12 protein-coding genes are annotated in these 17,024 nt (G+C 38.4%); 1 reads left to right on the top strand and 11 read right to left on the bottom strand.

Annotated features, from left to right (window positions below):
• Window positions 1-25: 25 nt before the first annotated feature.
• From ACWIW0_RS06505 to ACWIW0_RS06475, 7 genes are all read right to left on the bottom strand, one after another.
• Window positions 26-940, bottom strand: a complete 915-nt coding sequence (locus ACWIW0_RS06505; RefSeq protein ID WP_454452682.1) for an SPFH domain-containing protein — start codon at window positions 938-940, stop codon at window positions 26-28.
• Between the two features lie 117 nt (window positions 941-1,057).
• A complete protein-coding gene (gene holA / locus ACWIW0_RS06500) occupies window positions 1,058-2,080 on the bottom strand; it encodes a DNA polymerase III subunit delta (RefSeq protein WP_454452707.1) in 1,023 nt (340 codons plus the stop codon).
• A gap of 16 nt (window positions 2,081-2,096) precedes the next feature.
• Entirely contained in the window at window positions 2,097-2,606 is a 510-nt protein-coding gene (locus ACWIW0_RS06495) for an LPS-assembly lipoprotein LptE (protein ID WP_454446266.1), read from the bottom strand.
• 158 nt (window positions 2,607-2,764) lie between these two features.
• Window positions 2,765-5,347: a leucine--tRNA ligase gene (gene leuS / locus ACWIW0_RS06490; RefSeq protein ID WP_454452681.1), complete on the bottom strand. Its 2,583-nt coding sequence runs from the start codon at window positions 5,345-5,347 to the stop codon at window positions 2,765-2,767.
• Window positions 5,348-5,766: 419 nt separating this feature from the next.
• A complete protein-coding gene (locus tag ACWIW0_RS06485; protein ID WP_454452680.1) occupies window positions 5,767-8,892 on the bottom strand; it encodes an efflux RND transporter permease subunit in 3,126 nt (1,041 codons plus the stop codon).
• A 12-nt stretch (window positions 8,893-8,904) separates the two neighbouring features.
• Window positions 8,905-10,143, bottom strand: coding sequence for an efflux RND transporter periplasmic adaptor subunit (locus ACWIW0_RS06480; RefSeq protein ID WP_454452679.1), 1,239 nt, complete (start codon window positions 10,141-10,143; stop codon window positions 8,905-8,907).
• 37 nt (window positions 10,144-10,180) lie between these two features.
• Window positions 10,181-10,762 carry a TetR/AcrR family transcriptional regulator gene (locus ACWIW0_RS06475; protein ID WP_454452678.1) on the bottom strand — a complete coding sequence of 194 codons (582 nt, stop codon included), beginning with the start codon at window positions 10,760-10,762 and terminating at the stop codon, window positions 10,181-10,183.
• Between the two features lie 231 nt (window positions 10,763-10,993).
• Between ACWIW0_RS06475 and purH the strand changes: the two genes are divergently transcribed.
• Window positions 10,994-12,592, top strand: a complete 1,599-nt coding sequence (gene purH / locus ACWIW0_RS06470) for a bifunctional phosphoribosylaminoimidazolecarboxamide formyltransferase/IMP cyclohydrolase (protein WP_454452677.1) — start codon at window positions 10,994-10,996, stop codon at window positions 12,590-12,592.
• Between the two features lie 102 nt (window positions 12,593-12,694).
• Here purH and modC read toward each other — a convergent pair whose 3' ends face one another.
• The 4 genes from modC to ACWIW0_RS06450 all read right to left on the bottom strand — a co-directional run bounded on the left by modC (window position 12,695) and on the right by ACWIW0_RS06450 (window position 16,361).
• The gene (modC, locus tag ACWIW0_RS06465) at window positions 12,695-13,750 is read right to left on the bottom strand and encodes a molybdenum ABC transporter ATP-binding protein ModC (RefSeq protein WP_454452676.1); all 1,056 of its coding nucleotides are present in this window, start codon (window positions 13,748-13,750) and stop codon (window positions 12,695-12,697) included.
• A gap of 8 nt (window positions 13,751-13,758) precedes the next feature.
• Window positions 13,759-14,445 (bottom strand): molybdate ABC transporter permease subunit, encoded by a 687-nt coding sequence (gene modB / locus ACWIW0_RS06460; RefSeq protein WP_454452675.1) that lies wholly within the window; start codon window positions 14,443-14,445, stop codon window positions 13,759-13,761.
• A gap of 80 nt (window positions 14,446-14,525) precedes the next feature.
• On the bottom strand, window positions 14,526-15,284 hold the full coding sequence (gene modA, locus ACWIW0_RS06455; RefSeq protein ID WP_454452674.1) for a molybdate ABC transporter substrate-binding protein: 759 nt from the start codon (window positions 15,282-15,284) through the stop codon (window positions 14,526-14,528).
• 90 nt (window positions 15,285-15,374) lie between these two features.
• Window positions 15,375-16,361: a galactose-1-epimerase gene (locus tag ACWIW0_RS06450; protein ID WP_454452673.1), complete on the bottom strand. Its 987-nt coding sequence runs from the start codon at window positions 16,359-16,361 to the stop codon at window positions 15,375-15,377.
• Window positions 16,362-17,024 lie beyond the last annotated feature (663 nt).

Raw genomic sequence — 17,024 nt, 5'->3', positions numbered from 1 at the left:
TTTCTCAGATATGTATAGAAAGAGATTACTGGCTTTTATTATTTTTCAATAATTCAGCAATACCTGCAACAGAACCAATCAGATTCGTTGCTTCTAAAGGCATTAGGACAACTTTACTATTATCAGATGCCCCAATTTGCTGCAATGCTTCGGTATATTTTTGAGCAATAAAATAGTTGATTGCTTTTGTATCGCCCGTTGCGATTGCTTCTGATACCATTTTAGTGGCTTTCGCTTCCGCTTCGGCTGCACGTTCACGAGCTTCCGCTTGTAAGAATGCTTCTTGACGCTCACCTTCCGCTTTTAAAATGCGAGCCTGTTTTTCACCTTCTGCCCGCAAAATTTCTGCTTGGCGGATACCTTCTGCTTCTAAAATATCGGCTCGTTTATTACGCTCTGCTTTCATCTGAGCATTCATTGCTTCTACCAGTTCTTTTGGTGGGCGGACATCTCTGATTTCAATACGAGTAACTTTAACGCCCCATAAATTTGTTGCTTCATCAACAATGGATAACAAACGTCCGTTAATTAAATCACGCTGTGAGAGAATATCATCAAGATCCATCGAACCTAATACCGTACGCATATTGGTCATTGTTAAATTGACAATTGCTTGCTCTAAATGATTAACTTCATAAGCAGCACGACGTGCATCAATGACTTGAATAAAGCAGACAGCATCAATTGCCACACTGGCATTATCTTTGGAAATAACTTCTTGTGATGGAATATCAAGCACTTGTTCCATCATATTGATTTTTCGTCCTACTCTTTCAATAAAAGGAACAATCAGATTTAAACCCGGTGTTAATGTTTTGGTATAGCGACCAAAACGCTCAATGGTCCAATGATAACCTTGCGGTACTGTTTTAATTATTGAAAAGAGTACAACAACCACAAGTAATATAAAAATTGCAGATAGACTGAATTCGATATACATAGAGAACTCCTTTGATTTAGGTGAGTAAAAACGGTGCTTATTCTAGCACCAAGAGAAGATTTTCATCTACTCCTTATCACAACCTTTACAAGTTTAGGCTCGAACAATCAGACAACATTAAGCAAACTTTTGGTTAAAAATTTCTAGTTGCTGCCAGATCTCTTCGCTAAATTCTTGTTTTACTTGCTTTTCTAGATCGGCAAGTGTTTGAATAAGCTGATAGAGCTTAGTGTAGGTAAAGCGATTTATCGCCTGTTGATAGAAAGGTCGGCGATTTTGCCACACTTTTAAGCGGTCAAATTCTTGGCGTAAATTACCTTTAAATAGAAACTGATTGAGTTTAATGGGGCTTGGGGAACGTGTCATCTCAAGAATTAACATTAACTCTTTTTGAATAATACGCAGTAAAACAACCGCTTGTACTTCTTCATTGCGTAAATGGTTTAAAATTCTTGTGGCACGTTTAATTTTCCCTGCAAGTAGCGAATCAACCCATTGGAAAGGGGTAAATTGAGCCGATTGTTCAATAATTTCTTGTGCTTTGGCAGGTGTGATTTTTTCGTGACTAAAACGAAGTTGTAACATCCATAAGGTCTGTTTCAGGGCAAGTAAATTCCCTTCATAACTATAAGCGAGCAGTTTTATTGTTTCATCTTCGAGATCTAACGCCATTTTTTTTGCACGATGTTGTAACCAAATTGGCATTTTATTGATATCTGGCGTTTGGCAATTTATCAGTAATCCGTTAGTTTCTAACAGATTGAACCAAGCCTGTTTTTCCATTGCTTTGGATAATTTAGGCAAGTGCAAAATAAAAATGAGATCGGAATGGCTGAAACTTAATAATTCCGACAACTGTTTCTGCTGCGGAGCAGTGAGATTATCGGGACAATTTAAAAGCACAATCTGCCGACTGGAAAATAAACCTGTCGATTGTAGCTGATGAAATAAATCGTCCCATTTGGTTTCATTGTTGATTGCAACATCTATTTTCTCATCAAAACCTTGCTTACGAGCTAAAGCAATAATTTGATCTTTAGACTCATCAACTAAGAGCAAATCTTGCCCACTTAATAAGTAAAAGGCTTTTAATCCTTTTGCAAGATTTGCTTCAAGTTGTTCTGAAAAAATACGCTCAATCATTTTATAAGGTTATTTATTTCGTATTAGAAAGTGTTTTATGCAGTCCCACCATTTTGATGAGTAGTTGGCGAGATGCTTGTTCATACATCTGTTTCATAATAGACTCTTGTTCTTCGGATTTTGCAAGAGCTGCACGAGAGTCATCAAAGAATGTACGGAATACAGAAACCTCTAGTGGATAATCACCTTTTTCTGGCACAGAAACCGTTGCTTTAACGGTTAAACTAAGAATTTTTTCCGCTTCACGAGCCTGTTTAAATACAGACGCAACTCGAGAAGTGCTTTCTGCACTGTTTAAACGTAATGTGGCAATATGGTTATTATTTTCTTGTGGTACAAGTGTAATATCGTTTAATAGCAACTGGTTGCGTAAGATACGCGACATATCGCTATATTGATCAGCACTCTCATAGCGTAAAGTACGCAATTCTTCTGGAAAACGTTCACTATTTTTAAATTGCCAACCACAAGCGGTCAGTAAAGCTGTTAATAGCACAGCGAAAAGAGTAAAAGGTTTTTTCATAAATTTCCTAGTTTATTAATAGATTAGGGTGGGTTTTAGCCCACCATATTTAAAATCAATAAATTACGAAGTGGTGGACTGAAGTCCACCCTACAGTAAATAGCGTTGCCAATAATTTGATTTTGCAAAAAATCTGCAAAATCCTACCGCTTGTGCGTTTATTTTGCGACAAAACTTAACATTTTAAATGGAATATAGATAACTTTAATTACATTTAAGCCGTCTAAATGTTTTGCGACATTTTCATCACCTAGAGCTAAGGATTTGACTTCATCTTCTGTTGCATTTGCAGGCACAGTTACTTTACCACGAACTTTACCATTCACTTGTACAACAACTAATTTCTCATCTTCCACCATTGCTGTTTCATCAGCTTGAACCCAAGGAGCAAAATCAATACTACTTTCATTACCGATTGCGTGCCAAAGTTCAAAACAGATGTGTGGCGTAATTGGGTAAAGCATACGAATAACGGCACTTAAAGCTTCTGCCATTACCGCTTTATCTTGAGCATCGTTTAATGGTGCTTTGGTTAATTTATTCATTAACTCCATTATCGCTGCGATTGCAGTGTTGAACGTTTGGCGGCGACCAATGTCATCGCTCACTTTCGCAATGGTTTTATGCACATCTCGGCGAAGAGCTTTTTGCTCACTAGATAATGCTGCAGGGTTTAATGCTTCGGTTGCTGGGCTTTGTTGGTATTCAAATACTAAGTTCCATAAACGACCAAGGAAACGTTTTGCCCCTTCAACACCTGACTCTTGCCATTCAAGTGTCATTTCTGCAGGCGAGGCAAACATCATAAATAGACGTACGGTATCTGCACCATATTTATCTACCATCTCTTGTGGGTCAATACCGTTATTTTTCGATTTCGACATTTTGGTCATACCGCTATGGACTAATTCACGACCTTCTTTATCAAAGGCTTTGAGAATACGACCTTTTTCATCTTTCTCTAACGTTACTTCTGTTGGTGAAACCCAAATACGCTCATTAGTTGGTGATGTGTAGTAGAACGCATCAGCTAATACCATTCCTTGACATAATAATTTTTCCGCTGGTTCATCGCTGACGACAAAACCCGCATCACGCAATAATTTGTGGAAGAAGCGGAAGTAGAGCAAGTGCATTGTGGCGTGTTCAATACCACCGATATATTGATCCACTGGTAGCCAATAATTTGCTTCATCGCTATCTAACATTCCTTGTTGATATTGTGGCGAGGTATAACGTGCATAATACCAAGATGACTCCATAAAGGTATCAAAGGTATCCGTTTCTTTTAATGCAGGTTGTCCGTTATAAGTGGTTTTTGCCCACTCAGGATCAGCTTTGATCGGGCTTTTCACGCCGTCCATTACCACATCTTCAGGTAGAATAATCGGTAAATCTTGCATTGGCACTGGCACAACATCACCATTTTCAAGGGTAAGCATTGGGATTGGTGCTCCCCAATAGCGTTGGCGAGAAACGCCCCAGTCACGCAAACGATAATTTACTTGACGTTTGCCTACACCCAAACTTTCTAATTTATCCGCAATACCATTAAATGCACCATCAAAATCTAAACCATTAAATTCTGCAGAGTTAATCAATTTACCGTGTTCAGTGAAAGCGGCTTGTGTGAAATCCCAATCTGAGCCATCAAGCGGTGCGATAACCTGTTTAATTTGCAAATCGTATTTTTGAGCAAATTCAAAGTCGCGTTGGTCGTGTGCTGGAACAGCCATTACCGCCCCTGTGCCGTAGTGCATTAATACAAAGTTAGCTACCCAAACTGGTACTTCTTCGCCTGTTAATGGGTGAATAGCAAATAATCCTGTTGCCATTCCTTTTTTCTCCATTGTGGCAAGTTCAGCTTCTGCCACTTTGGTATTTTTTGCTTCTTGAATAAATTGTGCGAGTTCAGGATTATTTTCTGCCGCTAAAGTCGCTAATGGGTGAGCTGCTGCCACAGCAACATAACTTACGCCATAGAATGTATCAGGGCGAGTTGTATATACTGCTAATTTTTCGGTAGTGTCTTTAATATCAAAGGTAATTTCTACCCCTTCAGAACGCCCGATCCAGTTACGTTGCATTGTTTTTACTTGATCAGGCCATTGTGGCAAACTGTCTAACCCATTGATTAGCTGTTCGGCATAATCGGTAATTTTAATAAACCATTGTGGAATTTCACGCTGTTCCACAGGGGTATCACAACGCCAGCAACAACCTTCGTGAACCTGCTCATTCGCTAATACAGTTTCATCGTTCGGACACCAGTTTACCGTTGATGTTTTACGGTAAATTAAGCCTTTTTTGTACAATTCAGTAAAGAACCACTGTTCCCATTTATAGTATTCTGGTTTACAAGTCGTAACTTCACGATCCCAATCAAAACCAAAGCCCAAAATTTTGAGCTGATTTTTCATATATTCAATGTTCTCGTAAGTCCATTTGGCTGGTGCGGTTTTATTTTTTACCGCAGCCCCTTCCGCAGGTAAGCCAAAAGCGTCCCAACCCATTGGTTGTAAAACATTTTTACCATTCATTCGTTGATAACGAGAAACCACATCGCCAATGGTATAGTTACGAACGTGTCCCATATGCAAACGCCCTGAAGGATAAGGAAACATTGAAAGGCAGTAGTATTTTGGCTTGCTTGTATCTTTAATTGCTTTGAAAACTTTATTTTCCGCCCAGTATTGTTGAACTTTAGGCTCAATCGCACTTGGATTATACTGTTGTTGCATAATTTATAACCTATAAAATTGAATCAAAAAAATTGTTGTATAGGATAGCTCAAATTCAACTTTTTTTATAGGTGCATTTGTGCATAAGTGATAGTTTTATTTGAAATAGAAAAGTTGCAAAAATTTACCCAAAAGTAACCGCTTGTTCTTTGTTTAATAAGAGAAATGGTCTAAAAGTAGAGAGAATTTAGTTTGTAGAGACGCCACGCTTGGCGTCTGAATTCTGAATAGATATATGTTGCCAATAATATTGAACCAAGTAATTAGCCTTTGAATGATTTAATGAATTTTCTGATATTCTACATTTCTTACTCAATCAAATTTAAATCCGCACATAAATAATGACAAAAAGCGGTAACTTCCATTTAAAATTTTGCAAAAAATTTCAGGGAAGTTACCGCTTATTTGAGAGAGCTTAATTAAGCGGAATGTTCAAGTTGTTCGATTTTATTCTGCTCGTGTTTACTTGGCTGGTTTTCATCAAACTCCATTAATGGTTTATGTTCGCTTGCCAAGAAAGTGTAAATCACTGGTAGCACAAATAAAGTAAAGAGTGTACCAATTGCTAATCCTGCCACAATTACAATCCCGATACTAAAACGCATAACCGCACCTGCACCCGCAGCATAAAGTAGAGGGATAAGCCCTGCAATCATTGCTGCGGTAGTCATTAAAATTGGGCGTAAACGAATTTTAGCCGCATAGAAAATCGCTTCTGCACGAGATTTCCCGTGGTGTAACTGCTCTTCTTTCGCCACTTCACACATTAAGATACCGTGTTTAGTAATTAAACCTACTAGGGTAATTAAACCAACCTGTGAATAGATATTTAAGGTTGCTCCTTTTACGCCAATAAACGGTAAACCTAATATATTCAGCACTAATAATGCCCCACTAATCGCTAATGGTACAGAAACCAAAATAACTAGCGGATCACGCCAAGATTCAAACTGAATAGCTAATACTAAGTAGATCATCACCACCGCTAAGGCGAACGTGAGTACTAACGCATTACCCTCTTGTTTATACTGACGAGCTTCACTCATAAAGTCATACTGATAGCCACTTGGTAAAATTTCGGCAGCTTTCGCTTCAGCCCATTGCACAGCATCACCGATAGAACTTGCCACAACACCGTTAATCGTTGCTGAATTTAGCTGGTTTAACTTCGGTAAACTTGCTGGTTGTGAAACCAATTCCATTGAAATAAAGGTGCTTAATGGAACAGATGCACCATTGCTGGTGGTAACAAAGAATTTACCAAGATCTTCTGGGTTTAAACGGTTTTTACGTTCTACTTGTGCCACAATGTTGTATGGACGGCTATCAATATCCACACGAGAAAGTGTCGCACCTGATAAATAACTTCCTAATGTCGCACTAATTTGCTGTGCGGTTACACCATAAGTCCCCAATTTTTCACGATCTAAACTAATTCTCATTGAAGCGGTATCAAATTTCAAGTCTAGTTGATTGAAGAAAAACTTACCTGATTTTTGTGCTTCAATTAAAAATTGCTGTGCCACTTGTGCTAAATTTTGGTAACTATCTGCCGTTGTAATCACAAATGAAAACGGTAAACCGCTCTCCCCTGTTGAAATTTCTGCCATTTGGAAAGCTGTAATCGAAACTTCAGGAACAGTACTTGCAATTTTACTCACTTCCGCCAACACTTCAGACTGCGAACGAGTACGCTCATTCCAATCCACTAATGGTACTAAAGCAAATGCACCGTTACTTGATGGAAAGCCTGGCATAATTTGTGTTGCACTAACTTCAGGGATCTTTTGTGTCTCAAGAGCAAAAGGAGTCATTACTTCTTGAATGTAGTCCAAGTTAGTATTTGAAGGCCCTGTTCCCATTGCCATAATAATACCGCGATCTTCCGATGGGGCTAACTCACTTGCCAATGAACCAAATAAGAATGGCAACGAAGCAAAAATCAATACTGCAAAAGCCAATACCGATTTACGCATAGCCATTACTAGCTCAAGCATATTGGTATAACATTGCGTAATACGATGTAAGAAACCTTCTACACAACGCTCTAAGCGGCTTGGTTTAGCTGATGCTTTTAAAATACGGCTCGACATCATCGGTGAAAGCGTTAATGCCGCAATACCTGAAATAAATACAGCTCCAGCAAGAGTTAAAGCAAATTCTTTGAAAAGTGTCCCTGTAATGCCTGACATCAATGCCATTGGCGAATATACCGCAATAAGCGTTACTGTCATTGCAATAACAGGTACTGCGATTTCTCTTGTACCAATAATTGCTGCTCTAAATGGCGTTTCCCCCTCTTTAATGTGGCGATCCACGTTTTCGAGTACCACAATCGCATCATCAACCACTAAACCGATAGCAAGGATTAAGCCCAATAAAGTTAATAAGTTAATTGAGAAACCAAATCCTTGTAATACCATTAACACTCCAATCAATGAAATTGGAATTGTTACAATAGGGATAATCATTGCTCTAAATGAGCCTAAGAACATTGTAATCACCACTAATACGATTAAGGTTGCTTCACCAATGGTTTTTACTACTTCATTGATTGAGCTATTGATCGCAATAGTTTTGTCATACATTATCTCCGCATCCATTGAAGCGGGTAGATCGTTCTTAATTTTTTCAAATGCAGGATAAATATTCTCTGCAACAACAAGCGAGTTAGCTGTACTTGCGGCTTCAATCGCTAAAACCACTGCATCTGCACCATTAACAATGGCTCGGCTTGTATCGCTATTTTTGTCTAATTCAATACGAGCAATATCTTTTAATTTGATTTGTTGCCCGCTTTCTGTGGTTTTAATTACTAAATTTTCAAGTTGTTCAACATCACGAGTAGTCGATTCAACCTTGTTACGATAAGCCGTATAGTAACCATTTGCATTGCCTGCTGCAGTTTGAACGTTATTTGCAGATAATGCAGCTACTGCTTGTGGCACAGATAGCTCAAGACTTGCCATTTTTTCAGGATCAAACCAAATGCGTAAACCGAAATTGGTTCCACCAAACACATTGATCTTAGATACTCCACTCACCGTAAAGAATTGTGGTTTAACAATACGCTCTACATAATCGGTAATCTGTGGTGATGAGAGTTCCTCTGATGAAAAACGAATAAAAATAATCGCTTCCATTGCACCCGATGAAGCAGAAATTGAAGGGTCATCAATTTCTGATGGTAATTGCGAACGCACAGCATTCACTTTAGCGGATACATCAGCAACAGCAATACCAGGATCAGTATTTAATTTCATTTTTACCGTAATCGTGCTGTTACTTGGTGCACTAGATGATTTTATATAATCAATATTATCTGCCTGAGCGATTGATTCTTCTAATTTTGATGTAACAAACGCCTGCATTGTTTCAGCATCTGCCCCTGCATAAGTGGTTGAAACCGTAATAATGGTATTTACCATTTTCGGATATTCTCGCACCTGCAATTTAAACATTGCTTGCAAGCCCATAATGACGATTACAATACTAAGACTGATCGCCAAAACAGGGCGTTTAATAAAAATATCAGTAAATCTCATTATTTACCCCAATTATAAGCGGCTATTTTTAGCTGGTTGGGTTGTACCCGCACCTTGTTTTTCAGATACAGTAACATAAGCGTTATTACTCAAACGTTGGAAACCACCTGTAACTAATTTGTCTCCAACTTTTACGCCTGATTTTAATTGTGCATAAATACCACGACGATCTGTCGTTTTCACTTCAACTTGTTTTGCAATAAGCACTGTATCTAAATTATTTAGCAGGTGTTTTGCTCGTTCGCCATTCATTGGGCTTTCCGTATGAGTTTCAAGAGTTGCTTTGAAGGTTGCTTTTTCTTCTTCAGAAAGTGGTTGTAATACATAAGCACTTTCACCATACATTGTGTAAGTTACGGCAATTTGCGGCACAACCACTTGATTTGTTTCTGTTGGTAATGCAATATTTAAACGAGCAAACATTCCTGAATAAAGTAGCCCTTTTCCATTTACTGTTGCTTCTAACTCCACTAAACCTGTTGAGCGATTTACAGCAGGATCAATCGCTGAAATCGCAGCTTCAAAAGTTTGACCTAATACCGCATCAGCTGTTACGGTAACTTTTTGTCCTACGCTGATAAGTTCTAAATCTGTTTGTGGTAAAGTAAAACTTACTTTCATTTGGCTACGATCTTCAACACGTACAATTTCTGTACCTACATTGATATATTGCCCTTCATTGATTTTTACGATACCCGCTTCACCATCAAAAGGAGCATAAATCTGGCGACGTTTAATACTCGCTTTTAAAGATTCGATATTGGCTACTAATTGATTATAAGTGGCTTGGGCATTATCTAACTCCGCTTTTGACGCACTATTCGATGCTACTAAGTTACGGTAGCGTTGATAATTTGCCTGTACCGCAGTAAGTTGAGCCTCAGACGCACGCAAACTGGCTTGCTCCACAGAACTATCTAATTCAACTAAAAGCTGCCCTTTTTTCACATTATCACCAGCTTTGACTAACACACGACTCACTGAGCCTGATACTTGGGCACTCAGCATCGCACCTTGATTTGGTCGCACATAACCAACGGCATCAATAACAGGAGTCCACTCTCGTGATGCTACGTCCATTGCTGTAACCATTGTAATGGCAGGGAAAGGATTAGCGGCAGCATCGGCTTTTGCTTGTGCAATTTTTTGGTTGATCGCAATAACTGCACCAAAAACCAATAACACCAGCAGTAACACAAGCCAAACACCAAATCTTTTTAAGGAAGAAGGTTTTTTTGTTTCTGTTGTCATATTTTCTCCATAAAACCTAAAAATAAATAATTCAAAATTAAACAATAATTGCTTTCCAAGTGCGTAAAATCACATCTTCAATCAACTGTTGAGAATAGATCTTATCCAAGGATAATTGCTGATAAATTAAATCTTGTGGCACTTTCATACTCATTGCATACAAGATTTGTGGTGGTAAATCTACTATTACCCCTGTTTGTAAACCTCGTTTAATAAAGCGATTCCAAGGCAAATGTTCTGATTCAAAACAATGACGTAGAAGTTCTCGAAACTGAGGTAAAGACTCATACTGGTACATATTCTTTACGATATTGAGGTTATTCGACATAAACTCAAACTTTGCTAACCATAATGCTCGATACTGTTCAAAAAGCGGTAGAGTTTCATCGTACTGTTTTTCAATAGCCTGATTAAACTGACTGAATAAATACAGAATAAGTTGATTAAGTAGATCATCTTTATCTTTAAAATAGAGATAAATAGTCCCAACCGATACTCCAGCCTGTTTAGCAATTTTATGAGTAGAAAGATATTGCACCCCATTTTCTGCCATTAACGTATCTGCGGCATTTAAAATACGAAGTGCCACGTCATTGTGTGGCACATTATTGATAATCATAAAAATTCTAATATCATTAAACTGAACGTTCGTTCATTTTACTCTTTTTTTAATTTTTAGCAAAAGCTAAAAGTTCAGTTTTGTAAAGGAAAATACTTTTACAAAAATAACTTGCAAAAAATTAGTGAAATCTCACCGCTTGTTTTCAGCTAAATAGATTTTGTAATGCTTTTAGCAAACGTTTGCGTTATAATTCATACCGTTTTTTATTACCAATTTTAAGGAATTAGAATGACTTATCGTCCAATTAAACAAGCCTTACTTAGTGTTTCAGATAAAAATGGTATCGTGGAATTTGCAAAAGGCTTATCTCAACGTGGGGTAAAATTATTATCAACAGGCGGAACAGCTAAATTATTAGCCGATGCAGGTTTAGCAGTTACCGAAGTGTCTGACTACACTGGCTTTCCTGAAATGATGGACGGGCGTGTAAAAACCCTTCACCCAAAAGTACATGGTGGTATTTTAGGTCGCCGTGGTGTTGATGATGCAATTATGCAACAACACAATATTGAGCAAATTGATATGGTAGTTGTCAATCTCTACCCTTTTGCGGCAACAGTGGCAAAAGAAAATTGCACATTAGAAGATGCTGTTGAAAACATTGATATCGGTGGGCCAACCATGGTTCGTTCTGCGGCTAAGAATCATAAAGATGTGGCGATTGTCGTCAATAACAATGATTTTGACGCGATTTTAGCAGAAATGGATAACAACCAAAACGGTTTAACCCTTGAAACTCGTTTTAACTTAGCGATTAAAGCCTTTGAACACACCGCTCAATACGATTCAATGATCGCAAACTACTTCGGGCAAAAAGTACCACCTTATCAAGGAGCGGAAGAAGAAGATTTAAGCCAAGTTTGCGGACAATTCCCACGTACGCTAAACCTTAACTTTACTCGCAAACAAACAATGCGTTATGGTGAAAATAGCCACCAAAATGCCGCATTCTATGTTGAAAACGAATTGAAAGAAGCCAGCGTGGCAACAGCCGTTCAACTGCAAGGTAAAGCCCTTTCTTACAATAATATCGCAGATACTGATGCGGCTCTTGAATGTGTGAAAGAGTTCGATGAGCCTGCTTGTGTTATCGTAAAACACGCAAACCCTTGTGGCGTTGCATTAGGGAAAAATATTTTAGAAGCCTATGACAGAGCCTATCAAACTGATCCAACTTCTGCTTTCGGCGGAATTATTGCGTTCAACCGTGAATTAGATGGTGAAACCGCACAAACTATCGCAGAACGTCAATTTGTTGAAGTCATTATTGCCCCAACCATTTCTGAAGAAGCCAAAACTGTACTTGCGAAAAAGAAAAATGTGCGTGTTCTTGAATGTGGTGAATTTTCTGAGCCAACCCACCGCTTAGACTTTAAACGTGTAAATGGTGGATTATTAGTTCAAGATGCCGATCAAGGCCACGTTGATATTGAAGATCTACAATTTGTTAGCGAACGCAAACCAACCAAAGAAGAAATGGAAGATCTATTATTCTGTTGGAAAGTGGCAAAATACGTTAAATCAAATGCGATCGTATATGCTAAAAATAAACAAACTATCGGTATCGGTGCAGGGCAAATGAGCCGCGTTTATTCGGCTAAAATTGCAGGCATTAAAGCTGAAGATGAAGGCTTACAAGTTGCAGGCTGTGTAATGGCATCAGATGCGTTCTTCCCATTCAGAGATGGTATTGATGCAGCAGCTAAAGTTGGCATTACTTGTGTTATCCACCCAGGTGGATCAATGCGAGATCAGGAAGTGATTGATGCCGCAAATGAACACGGAATGGCAATGGTATTGACAGGAATGCGTCATTTCCGCCACTAAAATTTAGCTACTATAATAAAGAGGGAGCGATGAACTTCGCTCCCATATGCCCTAAAAAATTTCCAATCTCAACAATCATAAAAGACCGTTTATAAAGCATTCTTAAATTGAAACAGACTTAATCTGTACATAAACTTGTTGCCCTTCTGTTAATTGCATTTCATCAAACGCCCACAAGCTGATACTTGCCCAAATCTGCTGTTGTTCGATCTGGATTGCAATATCAAAGCGGTTGGATTGTGGCTCAATTTTGCAAACTGTTCCTTGTAATACATTTCGGATAGATGTTTGTTGCGGTTTTTGTAATGCTAAAGAAACATCTCGACTTGAGATCGTTATTCGTAACTTTTCACCAATCTGATAACGGGGTTGCTGATTAAACCATATTCTCTGCTCTCCAATAGCCAATCCTTGCATTTGATAAGTAGGTTGTAATTCAGCAATCGGTAATTCAAGCAAGCTCATTTTTTGTGTTTCAGGTTGCCAAGCGGAAAAAGCATCACTATGCCAAACCGTTGCAGTATCTGCATAAGCTGTTACTTTTCCTTGTTCTAACAGGAGAAGATGATCGGCTAAACGTACAACTTCATCTAGGCTATGGCTGACATATAGAATTGGAGTGTCGAGCTGTTTGGCTAATTGACTAAGATAATCCAGTAGCTCTTTTTTGCGTGGTAAATCTAATGCAGAAAGTGGTTCGTCCATCAATAAAATATCTGGATCGGATAACAAAGCACGCCCAATAGCCACTCTCTGCTTTTCTCCGCCAGATAAGCTATTAGGGAAACGTTGCAATAGATGTTCAATACCTAATAATTTTACAATTTGTAAAAATTTTGTAGGATCTACCCGCTTACAGCCATACTTCAAATTGCCTTCTACACGATAATGCGGAAATAGTCTAGGTTCTTGGAAAACATAACCCACTTTACGCTGCTCTGGGGGCAAGTTTATTCGCTGCTGACGATCAAACAAAATACGATTGTTTAATACAATACTCCCACTGTCTGCTTTAGATAGACCTGCAACTAAGTTAATTAGGCTTGATTTTCCAGCTCCTGAACGCCCAAATATAGCTGTTACCCCCTTTGCTGCAATAGTTACATTGACGTTTAGTGTTAATTCTCCTAGTTGCTGTGCAATGTCGATCTTTAGCATTTTTCCACCTATTTATATCGCTGTTGTCGCTGTGCCAACCATTCTGAACAAAATAGTGCAACTAATGAGATAACGATTGCCACTAAACATAAACGTGCGGCTGCAAATTCGCCGTCAGGGGTTTCAATAAAAGTATAAAGTGCGGCAGGTATGGTTTGGGTTTCATTCGGGATATTTGAAACAAAGGTGATGGTTGCCCCAAATTCGCCAAGAGAACGGGCAAAACCTAATACCGCACCTGCAATAATCCCTGATAATGAAAGGGGTAAATTTAATGTAAAAAAGACTTTTATCGGGCTTGCACCTAAAGTTCGAGCGGCTTGCTCTAATTTAGGATCAATACCTTCAAATGCTAATCGAATAGAACGAACCATTAGCGGAAACGCCATTACCATTGAGGCAAGTACAGCACCCCGCCAAGAAAAACTAAACGAAAAATTAAACCATTCCCATAAATACTGCCCAATTGCCCCTTTTTTTGCCATTAGCACCAGCAGCAAATAGCCTATTACAACAGGAGGTAACACTAACGGTAAATGAATAATACCGTTCAATAAGTTCTTTCCCCAAAAATCTTTACGAGCAAGTAACCACGCAAATGCAATAGCAAGAGGTAATGCTAATAAAATAGCGATTGAGGCAATTCTTAAACTAAGGACAATCGCATTTAGTTCTTGTGGGGAAAAGTCAAACACAGGAAATTCTCAATAAATAAGCGGTTGGATTGCTGAAAACTTTTGCAAATTCCCCTTTCTAAGAAAGGGGGAAATAAGTTTTATTGTACCGCTTTAAAGCCTGCTTTTTCAAATGCTGATTTTGCGCTTGAGCTAGAAAGGAAATCTAAGAAACGTTTAGCTTCTACCTTTTCACTTAGTGTTGCTGCTGGATAAACCACTTTACCATAGCTCTCTTGTGGGAACACCGCAACCACTTTGACCTTATCACTCACTTTAGCATCGGTTGAATAAACAATCCCAAGTGGTAATTCGCCACGCTCAATATAAGCTAGTACCGCACGCACATCTTTTGCTTTAGATAAGCGATTTTCTACATCAGCCCATAGATTAAAATGTTCAAGGGCTTTTTTGGCATAACGTCCAACAGGGACATTATCATCTCCCACTGCCAAATAGCTCTCACCAATTACCTTTTTAAAATCGATATCTTTAACCGTTGTCTCTTTAAGCTCGCTGTCCTTAGGTGCAATCAAAACTAATTCATTTTCCGCTAAGGTTTTTATATTTTTTGTTTTATTTGGCTGTTTTTCTGCAACATAGTCCATCCATTTTTGATCGGCAGAAACAAAAATATCCGCAGGAGCGTCTTGTTCAATCTGTTTTGCTAAGGTTGAAGAACCAGCAAAAGAAAACGTAATACTATCTTCAGGATACTGTTTTTTATATTCATCGCCAATTTGTTGTAGCACGTTTGTCATTGAAGCTGCCGCAAATACAGTAATATTTTCTGCTAATACTGATGTAGCACTCATACTAAAAGCACTGACTAAAGCTAATTTCAGTAATGTTTTTTTCATATCATCTCCTGTAATTTAAATAAAAAACCATTATATAAATCATTATATAATGATTTATAAAAGATGACAAATTAGCTTATATTTATTTTGCTAGTTCAGATTAAATCGATACTGAATATGATGTTGATAAACTTCATTCGCTTTCAAGATTCCACCGAAATGCCACCACTCTGGGTGGTTTGGTGTATCAGGGAAAAATTCAGGTTCCAGGGCAACACCAGCATAATCAGCGTAAACACCACCCATTTTATTAGGTTGTCCACCTAACCAATTCCCTGTATAAAGCTGTAATGCTGGCTTAGTTGTACGAAGTTCCAGTGTTAAATCTGCCACAGAAAGTACTGCATCTGGCTCACAAGCGGTGAGATCTTCTGATTTTTTCGTAAGTAAGAAGGCGTGATCATAACCTTTAACCTTTCTCTGATCTTCGTCAGTCAGCAAATATTGACCAATAAGTTTTCCTTGTCGGAAATCAAAGCTCGTATTCTCAACGGCTTTTAACGCTTGATTTGGAATACCATTTTCTGCCACAGGCAAATAATAATCTGCATTAAGCTGTAATTTATGCTGATGAATCGTCTCTTGATTCGATAGATTAAAGTAAGCGTGGTTAGTTAAACAAAATGGAGTGTCTTGATTACTTATCGCATCAAAGCTAATTTCAAGTTGGTTATCTCTCAAACGATATTCCACATAGCTTTCCACTTCTCCGCCGAAACCCTCTTCGCCATCAGCAAAAATTTTCTGAAATCTAACCGCTTGTGCTGTGGCAAATTCAACTTGCCAAATTTGTTTATCCGCCCCTAAAATACCACCGTGTAAGCTGTTTTCACCGTTATTTTGAGCAAGTTGATAGCATTTGCCATTGAGTTGGTAACATCCATTCGCAATACGATTTGCATAACGCCCGACTGTTGCCCCAAAATAAGCAGTCTGTTTTTGCCAATTTTCTGCTGAAGTCGTAACTAGCACTTCTCTCTCTTCATTGGGTAATTTCACTAAACAAGATAGCCAACTGGCACCTAGATCTGACAGGGTAATTTTGAGATATTCGTTTTCAAGAAAATAAAGGTTCATATTTTGTTCTCTTTATTTATAGGGGCTAATGTAATTAGCCCCTACATTTCGGACATTTGGTTCATACGTAGGGGCAAATTACATTTGCCCCAGATTATTGACAAAGTCTTTTTTCATTCGGACGCACTGAGTGTATCCATTTATTGAATACAACAAATTAGGGTTTGTCATCGGTCTGGGGCTAATGTAATTAGCCCCTACATTTCGGACATTTGGTTCATATGTAGGGGCAAATTACATTTGCCCCAGATTATTGACAAAGTCTTTTTTCATTCGGACGCACTGAGTGTATCCATTTATTGAATACAACAAATTAGGGTTTGTCATCAGTCTAGGGCTAATGTAATTAGCCCCTACATTTCGGACATTTGGTTCATACGTAGGGGAAAATTACATTTGCCCCAGATTATTGACAAAGTCTTTTTTCATTCGGACGCACTGAGTGCATCCATTTATTGAATACAACAAATTAGGGTTTGTCATCAGTCTAGGGCTAATGTAATTAGCCCCTACATTTCGGGCATTTGATTCATACGTAGGGGCAAATTACATTTGCCCCAGATTATTGACAAAGTCTTTTTTCATTCGGACGCACTGAGTGCATCCATTTATTGAATACAACAAATTAGGGTTTGTCATCAGTCTGGGGCTAATGTAATTAGC

The sequence above is a fragment of the Ursidibacter sp. B-7004-1 genome, from assembly GCF_053654055.1.
The sequence above is the reverse complement of the archived record's forward strand: the minus strand, read 5'-3'. Positions and strand labels throughout refer to the sequence as shown.

Bases quoted from the DNA above. Each gene is read 5' to 3' on its own strand.
- ACWIW0_RS06485 (WP_454452680.1), bottom strand. From the start codon at position 8,892: ATGAGATTTACTGATATTTTTATTAAACGCCCTGTTTTGGCGATCAGT.
- modA (WP_454452674.1), bottom strand. From the start codon at position 15,284: ATGAAAAAAACATTACTGAAATTAGCTTTAGTCAGTGCTTTTAGTATG.
- leuS (WP_454452681.1), bottom strand. From the start codon at position 5,347: ATGCAACAACAGTATAATCCAAGTGCGATTGAGCCTAAAGTTCAACAA.
- ACWIW0_RS06505 (WP_454452682.1), bottom strand. From the start codon at position 940: ATGTATATCGAATTCAGTCTATCTGCAATTTTTATATTACTTGTGGTT.
- ACWIW0_RS06475 (WP_454452678.1), bottom strand. From the start codon at position 10,762: ATGATTATCAATAATGTGCCACACAATGACGTGGCACTTCGTATTTTA.
- ACWIW0_RS06495 (WP_454446266.1), bottom strand. From the start codon at position 2,606: ATGAAAAAACCTTTTACTCTTTTCGCTGTGCTATTAACAGCTTTACTG.
- ACWIW0_RS06480 (WP_454452679.1), bottom strand. From the start codon at position 10,143: ATGACAACAGAAACAAAAAAACCTTCTTCCTTAAAAAGATTTGGTGTT.
- purH (WP_454452677.1), top strand. From the start codon at position 10,994: ATGACTTATCGTCCAATTAAACAAGCCTTACTTAGTGTTTCAGATAAA.
- modC (WP_454452676.1), bottom strand. From the start codon at position 13,750: ATGCTAAAGATCGACATTGCACAGCAACTAGGAGAATTAACACTAAAC.
- ACWIW0_RS06450 (WP_454452673.1), bottom strand. From the start codon at position 16,361: ATGAACCTTTATTTTCTTGAAAACGAATATCTCAAAATTACCCTGTCA.